This is a genomic window from Formosa sp. Hel1_33_131, from assembly GCF_001735745.1.
In the GTDB taxonomy this organism is placed as follows: Bacteria; Bacteroidota; Bacteroidia; order Flavobacteriales; family Flavobacteriaceae; genus Hel1-33-131.
Genome location: NZ_CP017260.1, coordinates 2,381,947 through 2,394,511 on the forward strand (window position 1 = coordinate 2,381,947; position 12,565 = coordinate 2,394,511).

12 protein-coding genes are annotated in these 12,565 nt (G+C 36.2%); 7 read left to right on the forward strand and 5 right to left on the reverse strand.

From position 1 onward, the window contains the following. Positions 1-20 precede the first annotated feature (20 nt). The 3 genes from FORMB_RS10990 to prfB form a co-directional block, all read right to left on the reverse strand. A complete protein-coding gene (locus FORMB_RS10990; RefSeq protein WP_069677500.1) occupies positions 21-1,154 on the reverse strand; it encodes an aminotransferase class I/II-fold pyridoxal phosphate-dependent enzyme in 1,134 nt (377 codons plus the stop codon). Between the two features lie 71 nt (positions 1,155-1,225). After that, positions 1,226-1,567 carry an arsenate reductase (glutaredoxin) gene (arsC, locus tag FORMB_RS10995; protein WP_069677501.1) on the reverse strand — a complete coding sequence of 114 codons (342 nt, stop codon included), beginning with the start codon at positions 1,565-1,567 and terminating at the stop codon, positions 1,226-1,228. Beyond that, positions 1,564-2,671, reverse strand: a protein-coding gene (prfB, locus tag FORMB_RS11000) for a peptide chain release factor 2 (RefSeq protein ID WP_157498162.1) whose coding sequence is annotated in 2 segments (ribosomal slippage) — positions 1,564-2,607 and positions 2,609-2,671 — 1,107 coding nt in all. Because the reading frame shifts where the segments join, the coding sequence is not laid out codon by codon here. The genes arsC and prfB overlap by 4 nt, the downstream gene beginning before the upstream one ends. An 80-nt stretch (positions 2,672-2,751) precedes the next feature. Here prfB and FORMB_RS11005 point away from each other — a divergent pair. The 6 genes from FORMB_RS11005 to FORMB_RS11035 all read left to right on the forward strand — a co-directional run bounded on the left by FORMB_RS11005 (position 2,752) and on the right by FORMB_RS11035 (position 9,905). After that, positions 2,752-3,771, forward strand: coding sequence for a threonine aldolase family protein (locus FORMB_RS11005; RefSeq protein WP_069677503.1), 1,020 nt, complete (start codon positions 2,752-2,754; stop codon positions 3,769-3,771). Positions 3,772-3,890: 119 nt separating this feature from the next. Next, positions 3,891-5,951, forward strand: coding sequence for a S9 family peptidase (locus tag FORMB_RS11010; protein WP_069677504.1), 2,061 nt, complete (start codon positions 3,891-3,893; stop codon positions 5,949-5,951). A 47-nt stretch (positions 5,952-5,998) separates the two neighbouring features. Continuing rightward, positions 5,999-7,042, forward strand: a complete 1,044-nt coding sequence (locus FORMB_RS11015; protein WP_069677505.1) for a PLP-dependent cysteine synthase family protein — start codon at positions 5,999-6,001, stop codon at positions 7,040-7,042. Between the two features lie 731 nt (positions 7,043-7,773). Further along, positions 7,774-8,019 (forward strand): hypothetical protein, encoded by a 246-nt coding sequence (locus tag FORMB_RS11025; protein ID WP_069677507.1) that lies wholly within the window; start codon positions 7,774-7,776, stop codon positions 8,017-8,019. Continuing rightward, positions 8,019-8,414, forward strand: a complete 396-nt coding sequence (locus FORMB_RS11030; RefSeq protein ID WP_083243955.1) for a type II toxin-antitoxin system VapC family toxin — start codon at positions 8,019-8,021, stop codon at positions 8,412-8,414. The genes FORMB_RS11025 and FORMB_RS11030 overlap by 1 nt, the downstream gene beginning before the upstream one ends. A 231-nt stretch (positions 8,415-8,645) precedes the next feature. Then, the gene (locus FORMB_RS11035; protein ID WP_069677966.1) at positions 8,646-9,905 is read left to right on the forward strand and encodes an aminotransferase class I/II-fold pyridoxal phosphate-dependent enzyme; all 1,260 of its coding nucleotides are present in this window, start codon (positions 8,646-8,648) and stop codon (positions 9,903-9,905) included. 4 nt (positions 9,906-9,909) lie between these two features. Here the strand turns inward: FORMB_RS11035 and FORMB_RS11040 are convergent, their stop codons facing one another. After that, positions 9,910-11,025 carry a GTP cyclohydrolase gene (locus tag FORMB_RS11040; protein ID WP_069677509.1) on the reverse strand — a complete coding sequence of 372 codons (1,116 nt, stop codon included), beginning with the start codon at positions 11,023-11,025 and terminating at the stop codon, positions 9,910-9,912. A gap of 6 nt (positions 11,026-11,031) precedes the next feature. Next, complete coding sequence (locus tag FORMB_RS11045; RefSeq protein ID WP_069677510.1) at positions 11,032-12,018, reverse strand: transporter; 987 nt, start codon at positions 12,016-12,018, stop codon at positions 11,032-11,034. A 270-nt stretch (positions 12,019-12,288) separates the two neighbouring features. Between FORMB_RS11045 and FORMB_RS11050 the strand changes: the two genes are divergently transcribed. Continuing rightward, a complete protein-coding gene (locus tag FORMB_RS11050; RefSeq protein ID WP_069677511.1) occupies positions 12,289-12,555 on the forward strand; it encodes a DUF4834 family protein in 267 nt (88 codons plus the stop codon). Positions 12,556-12,565: the final 10 nt, after the last annotated feature.

Sequence of the window (12,565 nt, forward strand, 5' to 3'; positions counted from 1 at the left end):
TATATGGGGTTTATTTATTTTTAAATAAGGTTACTAAATATATGAAGAATGCCTTCAATTTCAGAGGTGGAATTATAGCTATGAATACAGAACCGAATTCGTTCTGTTCCTAAAGCTACTGTTGGAAATAAAATTGCTTTTACATCGTAATTCTCTTTTCGGATTTTAGAAGCAATATCTTTTGCTTTTAAGGGGTCGCCAATAATACAACTTTGAATAGCACTTTCACTTTCAATAAATTTGTTTTGTAAATTATGAATTTTAATGCCATTCATAAACGTCCTAATATTTCTTTTAAGCTTTGTTAGCTGATCTGTGATTTCAAGTTCATTAAGTGCAAATTTGATTGTTAAAGCGGCATGAATGGGCATAGCGGTCGTATATATAAATGGCCTCGAAAAGTTTATTAGATAATTTCGCAACTCATTTGAACCTAAAATAACAGCCCCATGACACCCCAATGCTTTTCCAAATGTGATGACCCTCGCAAAAATAAAATCTCCTAAACAAAGTTCGTCAATCAATCCTTTGCCTTGAGTTCCAAAAACGCCTGTGGCATGTGCCTCATCAACAATTAAGTAACACGAATGTTTTGCACAAAACTCAGAGATGTCTTTTAAAGGTGCTCTATCTCCATCCATAGAGTAAATTGATTCTACAACGATATAAATTGTTGCTGATACCGTTTTGGTATTTAAATATTTCTTTTTTAAATCCGAAATAGAATTGTGCTTAAAACTATAGGATGTGGCATTTGACAATCGAATACCGTCTCTAATTGAGGCATGACAGAGTTCATCAAACAAAACAATGTCGCCTCGTTGAGGTACGCTAGAAAGCAGACCTAAATTTGCATCATAACCCGAATTAAAAAGCAGTGCACTAGGGGTTTTAAAAAACCCTGCGAGTTTATTTTCGACTTCGATGTGTATTGCATGATTTCCAGAAAGGAGTCTAGATCCTGTACTCCCATTTACAAACATAGTTTTTTTTGAGGCGCTTTCAACAGCTTTAGTAATAGTTTTTAGACGTGAAAAACCCAAATAGTCATTGGATGAAAAATCAATTCGTTCATGAGAAGTCGTCAACGTTCTGAACGAATTGTTGTTTTTTCTTGAGGTTATTTTTGAAATCAGGGGGTTTGGGAATTTCATAGTGCTAACTTAGAAAAAAAAACAAACAATTGGAAGATTATAAGACTAGAATTCTATATACAGAATGCACGTTAAAGAATGTCCAGAATCCGCTCGTTAGGACGTCCAATAACGCCTTTGTTTTTATGGATCACAATGGGACGTTCTATGAGTTTTGGATGGGTTGCCATGGCTTTAATTATACTTTGATCTGATAATTCCTTGCCTTTGAACTCCGATTTCCATATTGCTTCATTCTTACGCACAAGATCGATGGGTGCGATGTCTAAAACTGTAATAATTTCTTTCAGTTCAGTTGCATCCAAAGGATTGGAAATATAATCAATAACTTCATAGGGCTGTTCAGACGCTTGAACGGTTTGAAGCCCTTCACGCGATTTCCGACAGCGGTTGTTGTGGTAAATTTTTATCATAACGTATCTGGTTTTTCTTTTTGTCCCATCAGCATCAGATATGCTTTTAAGAAGGGGGTGATGTCACCATTCATCACATTGTCCACATTCCCCGTTTCTTTAGCGGTTCGCACATCTTTGACGAGTTTATAGGGATGCATGACGTAATTTCGGATTTGACTTCCCCATTCAATTTTCATTTTCCCTGCTTCAATATCTTCGCGCTGTGCCAATTGTTTTTTGAGTTCAATTTCATACAATTGCGATTTCAGCATTTGCATCGCTCTGGAACGGTTGTCGTGTTGTGAGCGTGTTTCAGAACAAGAAATTTGAATTCCCGAAGGCTTGTGGGTTAACTGTACTTTCGTTTCCACTTTATTCACGTTTTGTCCACCAGCACCACTGGAACGCGCGGTGGTGATGTCAATATCCGCAGGGTTGATATCGATTTCGATTGTATCATCCACAAGAGGATACACATAGACCGAGGCAAAACTGGTATGGCGTTTGGCATTGCTATCAAAAGGAGAAATACGCACCAAACGATGCACGCCGTTTTCACCTTTCAACCATCCAAAAGCAAAGTCCCCTTCAATTTGAAGCGTCACGGTTTTGATTCCAGCAACATCCCCATTTTGGAGGTTGAGCTCTTTAATTTTGAAATTATTTTTTTCTGCATACATCACATACATACGCATGAGCATATACGCCCAATCACAACTTTCGGTACCACCAGCACCTGCTGTAATTTGTAGCACGGCACTGAGACCATCCCCTTCTTCCGAAAGCATGTTTCGGAATTCAATATCTTCTAAATAAGTAGAGGCAAGCTCAAATTGTTTTTCAACTTCTTCAGCAGTCGTTTCTCCTTCTTTAAAAAAATCAAATAAGATTTCGAGGTCTTCTGTGTAGGTTTGCACTTTTTCAAAATCGCTCACCCATTTTTTGTTGACTCGTAAAGATTTCATGAGCAGCTCGGCTGCTTTCGAATCGTTCCAAAAATCAGGAGAAAAGGTTTTTTCTTCTTCATTTTGAATTTCGATGCGTTTGGCATCTAAGTCAAAGATACCTCCTCAACGCTCCAAGGCGCTCAAAAAGATCTTTTATGTGATCGTGTGTTATCATAATTTTATTTCGAAATACAAAAATAGAATTTATAGTATAGAATGAAAATAATATGTAGTTTTATATCCAAAATAAAATTCATGCAAATAGATTTAAGAAGCGATACCGTTACAAGACCCTCCAAAGGGATGTTGGACGCAATGAGGACTGCCAAATTAGGCGACGATGTCTATGCAGAAGATCCAACGGTAAATGCCTTAGAAGCTCGAGTAGCCGCTCTTTTTGGAAAACCAAAAGCCTTGTTTTTCCCTTCTGGAACGATGGCCAATCAAACGGCTATCAAACTCCATACTCAACCCGGAGAGCAATTGATATGCGATAAATATGCACATGTCTATAATTATGAAGGCGGTGGTGTTTCTTTTAATAGCGGAGTGTCGTGTCAACTTGTGGACGGACATCGGGGTATGATGACGGCGGCTCAAGTAGAAGCAGCGATCAATCCTCCTGATTTTTACCACAGTCCATTGATCTCTTTGGTGACCTTAGAAAATACGACCAATAAAGGCGGTGGCGCTTGTTGGGATTTTAATGAGATTTCAAAAATTCGTACGGTTTGTGATGCCCATGAATTAGGACTCCATTTGGATGGCGCCCGTTTATGGAATGCACTCGTTGCTAAACCAGAAAGTGCACTTCAGTACGGTCAAGTTTTTGACACCATTTCGGTCTGTTTTAGTAAAGGTTTAGGCGCTCCCGTGGGCTCTATGTTGGTTGGTGACGAAGATCTGCTGAACAAAGCCTTGCGCGTTCGAAAAATGTTGGGTGGTGGCATGCGTCAAATAGGATCGCTGGCAGCAGCAGCATCTTACGCGTTGGACCACCAATACGATCGCCTTAAAGACGACCATCAAAAAGCAAAAGACATTGCAGAAGTGTTGCAACAGTTGGAAGCTGTTTCAAGTGTTGAACCTGTGGAAACTAACATTGTCATATTCAAACTAAACCCAAACATCCCTGAAGCGCTGTTTTTAGACAATTTAAAAGCACACGATATTCTTGTAAGCGATATGGGAAGTGGCAAGTTGAGAATGGTCACACATTTAGATTATACCGATGCCATGCATGCCAATCTTTTAGAAATTTTGCGCAAACCCTAATTATTTTTTGTAAGTTTATGGATTGAAAAAACTTAATCTAAACGCTTATGAAACTCAAAATCTTTTCTCTAATTTTAATAAGTTCACTTTTTTCTTGTGATACTAAGACTCAGAAATCAATGTCAGAATTACCAAATGCTCCAATAGCAAAACAAATTCCTAAAAATTTAACAATGCACGACGATGTGCGTGTTGATGAATTTTATTGGTTAAACGATAGAGAAAATCCAGAAGTGATTGACTATCTCAATAAAGAAAACGACTATTATAACGCCCATACGGGGCATACCAAAAAATTTCAAACAGATTTGTTTGATGAAATGAAGTCTAGAATTAAGGAAGATGACAGTTCAGTCCCTTATAAATATAACGGCTATTGGTACATTACTAAATATGAAAAAGGGAAAGATTATCCTATTTACACACGAAAAAAAGAAACTTTAGAGGCGGCAGAAGAATTGCTGTTTGATTGTAACGACATGGCCAAAGATCATTCGTATTTTAGATTGGTTGGGTTGAATATAAATTCTAATAACGATTTAATTTCTTACGGGATTGATACCACAGGCAGACGTCAATATACATTACACATCAAAGATCTTAAAACCAATGAAGTTTTTAAGGATGAAATTTCTAATACAACGGGTGGCAGTACTTGGGCAAATGACAACAAAACCTTGTTTTATACGCTGAAAGACGAAACAACGTTGCGTTCCGAAGCGATCTATAAACACCGATTGAATACAGATCCAAAATCAGATGAATTGATTTATGAAGAAACAGACGACACTTTTGGAGTCAGTGTTTATAAAACCAAATCTGACAAATATTTGGTCATTGCGAGTTACAGTACCTTAACATCGGAATATCAGATTTTAAATGCTAATACTCCTGATGGCGATTTCAAAATATTTCAAGCGAGAACTCGAGGTTTAGAATATGGTATTTCTCATTTTGAAGACTCCTTTTATGTCGTCTCAAATGCCGATGGCGCTCAAAACTTTAAGCTATCAAAAACATCGGAAACACAAACTGAAAAAAAATATTGGAAAGATGTGATTCCGCATCGAGAAGCGGTATTGTTGGAAGACATCGAAATATTTAAAGACTTTTTAGTGGTTTCAGAGCGTGAAAACGGATTGAATCACATCCACATCAAACGTTGGGACGGAACTGATAGTTACTACCTTCCTTTTGACAGTGAAACTTATACAGCTTACACCACTACGAATATTGATTTTGACACCACTGTTTTACGATACGGCTATCAGTCTTTGACCACACCTTCTTCTGTGATTGATTTTGACATGGTGACGAAAACCAAAACCGTTCAAAAAGAACAAGAAGTATTGGGAGGAAAGTTTAAAAAAGAAAATTATACGTCTGAACGTTTGTGGGCGACCGCTGTGGATGGGACTCAAATCCCAATCTCTTTAATACGCCGTGTGGATACTAAAAAATCATCTGACACTCCTTTGTTATTATATGCTTATGGATCTTATGGAAGCACAATTGACCCGTATTTCTCCACGGTTCGAATGAGTCTTTTAGACCGTGGGTTTATTTTTGCAATTGCACACATTAGAGGGGGACAGTATTTAGGTCGTCAATGGTATGAAGATGGAAAACTATTTAAAAAGAAAAATACCTTTTCAGATTTTGTGGACTGTTCAAAATATTTAATTGAAAACAATTATACCTCTGCTAAGCATCATTATGCGATGGGTGGGAGTGCTGGTGGATTGTTGATGGGAGCGATTATCAATTTAGCTCCTGAATTATACAATGGCGTCGTAGCGCAGGTGCCTTTTGTAGATGTCGTCACCACCATGTTAGACGATAGTATTCCGTTGACCACAGGAGAGTATGACGAGTGGGGGAATCCTAACGAAAAAGACTACTACGAGTATATGAAATCGTATTCACCTTATGATAATATTTCCAATAAATCGTACCCTAATATGTTAGTGACCACGGGACTGCACGATTCACAAGTTCAGTATTGGGAGCCGGCTAAATGGGTGGCGCGCTTGAGAGCACAGAATAAAAACACGTCTCAACTGTATCTTCAAACCAATATGGAGGCAGGACATGGAGGTGCTTCTGGACGTTTTGAAGCTCTGAAAGAAGTGGCAGCAGAGTATGCGTTTTTATTAGATCTTGAATCGATTTCAAAATAGATTTGAAAAAATTATTGTAATTTTGTAGCTTACTTAAATACACAAACTTGGTAAATAAAGATAAATTGATATTTGATAATGTACTAGAGCTGGTTGGAAACACGCCTCTTGTGAAGTTGAATACTATTTTGTCGGGTTCTCCTGGTACCTTTATTGCTAAATTGGAATGTTTCAATCCGGGACATTCTTCTAAAGACCGTATTGCACTTCATATTATTGAAGATGCTGAAAAAAAAGGGATTCTTAAACCAGGCGATACCATTATTGAAACAACTTCTGGAAACACAGGTTTTAGTATTGCGATGGTCAGTATTATCAAAGGGTATAAATGTGTATTAGCCGTCAGTTCAAAATCGTCTTTAGATAAAATTGACATGCTCAAGAGTATGGGAGCGAAGGTCTATGTGTGCCCAGCACACGTAAGTGCCGACGATCCACGTTCGTATTACGAAGTAGCAAAACGTTTGCACAAAGAACTTGAAGGATCGGTCTATATCAACCAATATTTTAATAGTTTAAATACAGAGGCGCATTACCAATCTACGGGGCCAGAATTATGGCAGCAAACCCAAGGTAAAATCACGCATTTAGTAGCGTGTAGTGGCACAGGTGGTACCATTTCAGGGGCTGCAAACTATTTAAAAGAACAAAATCCAGACATTAAAATTATAGGCGTGGATGCTTATGGTTCGGTGTTGAAAAAATACCATGAAACCAAAGAGTTTGATTCCAATGAAATATATCCCTATCGCATTGAAGGGCTTGGTAAAAACTTGGTTCCTACAGCTACCGACTTTGATTCGATTGACGAGTTTGTTAAAGTCACGGATGAAGACAGTGCGCATACTGCAAGAGAGTTGGCACAAACGGAAGGCTTGTTTGCAGGCTATACGTCAGGAGCCGTTGTTCAGGCCGTCAAACAACTCAATCAAAAAGATACTTTTAAATCTACAGACGTTGTTGTTTTAATTTTTCCAGATCACGGATCCAGATACATGAGTAAAGTGTTTAATGACCAATGGATGGAAGATCAAGGCTTTTTTGATGCTAAAAATGAGGTGGTTGCTCAAAGTATTGAGTTTATTGAGTAGTTGTAATACATTACCAAAACCTCAAATATGAAATTTAAATACATTGAAATTAAAGACGCTTATTGAGAGATTAAAAAATTTCTTGAACACGCTTCAGGTGAGAAAATAAATAATCTGAATACCAAAATTGTTGATGACTTAAAATTTTTGGGCGATGATAATTATTTCTTACTTATTGAATTTATTGAAAAATATAATTTGAATTTCGATAAGTTCGAATATGATAAACACTTTGAATCCGAGGGCGATTTCATTGGATTCAAAAATCTGGTACTTGGACTTTTAAAATTGCCTGTATTGATAATAAACAGCTTAATTATAAAATACTTTTCGATAACTCTATATATTAGGATTGATAATTTTTTCTTTGATAGAACAAATGAGAAAAAAGATTTGACATTTGGTGATTTGATTTTAAGTAAGCTAAAGTGGGAATTCTGTCTTAGAGATGAATGTAGAGTTCAACTTGCAAAATAAAGACACTACTATACGGAGTTTGAAACTTAGCTAACAAGAGCTAATACAAAATTGAAGTATTAAAAAAAAATGGTATAGGAATAATGGTAATTGATACAGCACCAAAAGAAATTGAAAAAATGAGAAAAGAAACACTTGATGAAGTTAAAGAATTTGCAAAAGAAAATGGTGTCGATTTTTGGTATTGTTCTTGATTTAGAACTTAAAATCGAGCAATAAATCAAACTTTATTAAAAAAATATTATCTTTGGTATATGAAAACGACAGATTTAAATACCGCATTACTTGATAATTATTTTGGACTTATAAAAAATTTAAGTCCAGAAATTAAAATTAATTTAATCGAAAAAATCGCAAAAACCTTGAAAGGAAATGTTACAAGCAGTAACAGTTCATTAACTGATGCATTTGGTGCGTGGAAATCAAAAAAATCAGCAGATGAAATATTAATTGAATTAAGAGATCACAGAAATTTCGATAGACAAATTGAAGCTTTATAATGAAATGTTTATTAGACACAAATATTTCTATTTACTTTATGAAAGGTCTTTATAATCTTGATGAAAAAATCAAAAAGGCAGGAATTGAAAATTGTTATATTTCTGAAATAACACTTGCCGAGTTGAAATTCGGAGTTGAAAACAGTGAACAAAAAAAGAAAAATAAAGAAGTATTAGATAATTTCATAAACGGAATTAAAATTGTTCCTATTTATAACTCTCTTGACTTTTATGCAATTGAAAAAGCAAGATTAAGAAAAAACGGAAATACTGTAGATGATTTTGATTTGTTAATTGGAGCAAGTGCTGTTTCAAATAACATGACGCTTGTAACAAATAACATCAAGCATTTCAAAAATATTAAAAATATTGAAATTCAAGATTGGACGCAATAAAAAACACAAAGAAGGTTTATCAACTGATTTGGAAACAGCGAAAGAAATTGAACAGAAGTTAGAAGAACATCGCAATAGTAAAAACTAAATTCAAGGTATATAAACCAATTAGCCTCCACTTTCTTAATTCAAATCATTCACACAGGGTTCATATCTGTTTAATTGCTTAAATTATTATGTATTCATAATATTATTGTATAATTTTGTGGAGCAAACTAACTAGGAATCATGATGAGAGATTTATTCGAAAAGATATATAAAGACAAAGGTCCTTTAGGTAAATGGGCAAGCTATGCAGAAGGCTATTTTGTGTTTCCAAAATTGGAAGGTCAGATTTCCAACCGTATGAAATTTCAGGGGAAAGATGTCATCACTTGGAGTATAAATGATTATTTAGGTCTTGCAAACCATCCTGAAGTTAGAAAAGTGGATGCTGAAGCTGCCAAAGATTATGGGTCTGCCTATCCGATGGGCGCTCGAATGATGTCTGGTCACACTTCGCTTCATGAGCAACTACAAAATGAATTAGCAGAATTTGTAAGTAAAGAAGCGACCTACCTCTTAAATTTTGGATACCAAGGAATCATGTCCACAATTGATGCATTGGTTGGGAAGGATGATATTATCGTGTATGATGTGGACTCACATGCTTGTATTATTGACGGCGTTCGTTTGCACATGGGAAAACGATTTACGTATAAGCACAACGATATTGAAAGTTTAGAAAAAAACTTGGAGCGTGCCACCAAAATGGCTGAACATACAGGCGGTGGAATTTTAGTAATTTCCGAAGGTGTTTTTGGAATGCGCGGCGAACAAGGGAAGCTAAAAGAAATTGCAGCGTTGAAAAATAAATTCAACTTTAGATTTTTAGTAGACGATGCACACGGCTTTGGAACATTGGGAAAAACAGGCGCAGGCGCAGGAGAAGAACAAGGAGTTCAAGATGAGATTGATGTGTATTTTGCAACCTTTGCCAAATCCATGGCAAGTACAGGCGCTTTTATTGCCGCTGATAAAGAAATTATTGATTATTTAAAATACAATTTACGTTCACAAATGTTTGCAAAATCCTTGCAAATGCAATTGGTGAAAGGCGCTCTCAAACGTTTGGACATGCTTCGAACCATGCCCGAACTTAAAGAAAACCTTTGGATGATTGTAAATGCATTGCAATCGGGCTTACGCGAAAGAGGATTCGATTTAGGAACCACTCAAAGTTGTGTGACACCCGTATATCTAAAAGGAAGTATTCCTGAAGCGATGGCCTTGGTAAAAGACCTGCGTGAAAATCATGGAATTTTCTGTTCCATCGTGGTATATCCAGTGATTCCTAAAGGACTCATATTGCTGAGGTTGATTCCAACGTCTATGCATACCTTAGCAGATGTAGATGAAACTTTAAAGGCATTTTCTGTAATTAGAGAACGCTTAGAAAAAGGAGTTTATAAGCGTCTTTCTGCTTCTGTTGCAGCAGCCATGGGGGAGTAGTTAGTTACAACTCTTTTCTAAACGTACATCGTTTTTTAATCAACACGGGATTAAAATCGCGCCATAATTTTTGAATCGCCAAATTGTCCGCTAATTCTGGCGTTCTTCGACATTCTAAAATACCTTTCTCTTGAAAGGTTCTATGAAATGCGCTAAAAATAATGGAATGTACGCCCTTCTTTTGGTATTCAGGATGGACGCCAATTAAATAGAAATTCACTTTTTTTGACTGCTTTGCTTTCAGAATATGAAAAATTCCAAACGGAAATAATTTACCGTTTATTTTTTGTAGTGCTTCTGCAAAAGAAGGCATTACAACTCCAAACGCAACCAATTCATCTGCCTCATTCACCACAAATTTAATGTATTCCGGATTGATGAAATTTAAAAATTTCTTCTTTAAAAATGCTTTTTGAATGTCTGTAATCTCTACAAACGAGGACAAGGATGCATAGCTTTGATTAAATAAATCAAACATCTTATCTGCATACGGCATTAGGTCTTTTGTTTTATTAAAATCCAAAGCCTTTAAGTTGTAACGATCTTTAATGACTGCTTCGAGTCGGTTTGAATCCGCGATTAAAATGTCACTAAACTGATGCTTATGTTCTACATATTCTTTTTCAACTTTAAAGTTCAACAAATTTAAGTGTTCCACATAATAGGAGTGATTATACCAAGAAACCATGGTGCCAATTTCATCATAGCCATAAGTGAGAACCCCCACTTTGTCTAAGTTAGAAAAACCAATAGGCCCTTCCATATAGCTTAAGTTTTGCGCTTTTCCAATGGTTTCTACTTTGGCTAACAATGCTTTTGTAACTTCAAGATCGTCAACCATATCCATCCATCCAAACCTAATTTTATGGCTATCTTTATTCCCGACTTCCAGCCAATTAATGATGGCCGCCACACGCCCTACAATTTCCCCATCTTTATAAGCTAGAAACAACTGCGCATCCGCATTTTGGAGCACAGGGTTTGTGTTTTTGTCAAACACTTTAATTTCTTCGCTTATGATTGGAGGAACCCAATACTTAGAATCTTTGTAGAGTGAAAATGGGAACGTTACAAATTGTTTTATCTCCTTCTTAGAAACCGCTTCTTTAATGGTTATCATACTGCTTTAGTCCTCATCAAAATTAGTATTCTTTTTCTTCTTTTTTCTTTTATCAGCATTTTGGGAACGGGATTTTCGTTCGCCTTGTTCTTCTGCAGACGTGCCATTATCAGGTTTGTTTTTATCCTTGTGGCGATCCAATCGATAGGAGGCTCCAAAATTCAGACTCATGACAGCAGGTGTGTTTTTAGTATTGAATGTGAGGGCCGTGTCTAGTTGTAAATTCTTATTCAACAAATAACCACCTCCAAATCGAAACAAATTATCTGCATAAAATTCACTTTTTATACCTTGTGTTTCTCCAAAAATTACCCATTTTGGATCGAAGGAATGTGTAAGCGTCAAAATGTATTGAAAATCCGTTTGCTCACTTCCAATGCGATCTAGCATAAAATTTGTGATAAATACCCATCCTCCAGAAAAATTATTCTGCGTAATGACAACCCCTCGATAGCTGAGCCCTTCTACTGTCGGTGCTGTGTATGGACTGTCTTTGATATCATAATTTACACCTGCGGCCACAGAAACGGCAGGTAGTAAACTGCTCCATTTGAATCCATTATTGGCGTGGTAACTGTATAAATTTGGTTTGTCTTCTTTGTTTTTATGGGGGTCATACACCAGATATTTGGCTCCAATGTTGAGGTTTTTAAAATTTGCACGTTCAATTTCTACATCCTCAAGCGATGTATAAGTTTGGGTGTCCTTCTGAAAAGTTCCTTGAATATTAAATTCTAGAGCTTCTTTCCAAAAACCATAATGGGCTGCAAAATCAACCCCATATCCAGAGACTTCATACTTTGGATAGAGACCTCGTTTTTCCTTAATCATATATGGACCAACTTCAAACTGCAAAACTTTGGTGCCTACAGAAAATGCACTCTGGGAAGCGCCCGGTCGGTTTGAGTTTATAACATCGGTATATTGTGCGTGCACAGTGCTACACATACACAGAAGTATTGTAAAAGTAATGAGGTTGGATAGAATTTTCATTTAAAAAGACTTTTACCAAACCTACATATTTTTTTTATATTTTTAATTGATAAGACATAATTTCTTAATGGAAGGGCCTCTTTTTTCTTGTGGGTGCAATCATTTATATAATAATTTATGAAACGAGTAGGCTAAAATTATTATCAACTAAGGAATGATTAATAGCGAACCTGCCTGTGGCAGGCAGGCAGCATGTGTCCTTAAAAAAACAATAGATATAGACACATGAAATAAAAATAAGAATTGTATTTTTGAAAAAATAATCTACCGATGTTACAAACTGCGTCTTTTATTGGATTGCTAAAAACGCTCCTAATTTTTGTTTTGGTCTATACCATTTTCAAGTATTTGATGCGCTTATTTGCGCCCTTTATAATGAAGTCTATTGCCAAAAAAGCAGAAGCCCATTTTAGAAATCAATCCGCTCCAAAACCCCCTACCCAAAAAGAAGGGGAGATTAGTATTGATAAAATGCCCAATTCTAAATCATCAAATAATAATGTTGGGGAATATGTCGATTATGAAGAAGTTGAATAAATAACTGAGA

Coding starts and splice junctions, on each gene's coding strand:
- FORMB_RS11025 (WP_069677507.1), top strand. CDS start 7,774: ATGAAAACGACAGATTTAAATACCGCATTACTTGATAATTATTTTGGA.
- arsC (WP_069677501.1), bottom strand. CDS start 1,567: ATGATAAAAATTTACCACAACAACCGCTGTCGGAAATCGCGTGAAGGG.
- FORMB_RS11030 (WP_083243955.1), top strand. CDS start 8,019: ATGAAATGTTTATTAGACACAAATATTTCTATTTACTTTATGAAAGGT.
- FORMB_RS11035 (WP_069677966.1), top strand. CDS start 8,646: ATGAGAGATTTATTCGAAAAGATATATAAAGACAAAGGTCCTTTAGGT.
- FORMB_RS11045 (WP_069677510.1), bottom strand. CDS start 12,018: ATGAAAATTCTATCCAACCTCATTACTTTTACAATACTTCTGTGTATG.
- FORMB_RS11040 (WP_069677509.1), bottom strand. CDS start 11,025: ATGATAACCATTAAAGAAGCGGTTTCTAAGAAGGAGATAAAACAATTT.
- FORMB_RS10990 (WP_069677500.1), bottom strand. CDS start 1,154: ATGAAATTCCCAAACCCCCTGATTTCAAAAATAACCTCAAGAAAAAAC.
- FORMB_RS11050 (WP_069677511.1), top strand. CDS start 12,289: ATGTTACAAACTGCGTCTTTTATTGGATTGCTAAAAACGCTCCTAATT.
- FORMB_RS11010 (WP_069677504.1), top strand. CDS start 3,891: ATGTCAGAATTACCAAATGCTCCAATAGCAAAACAAATTCCTAAAAAT.
- FORMB_RS11005 (WP_069677503.1), top strand. CDS start 2,752: ATGCAAATAGATTTAAGAAGCGATACCGTTACAAGACCCTCCAAAGGG.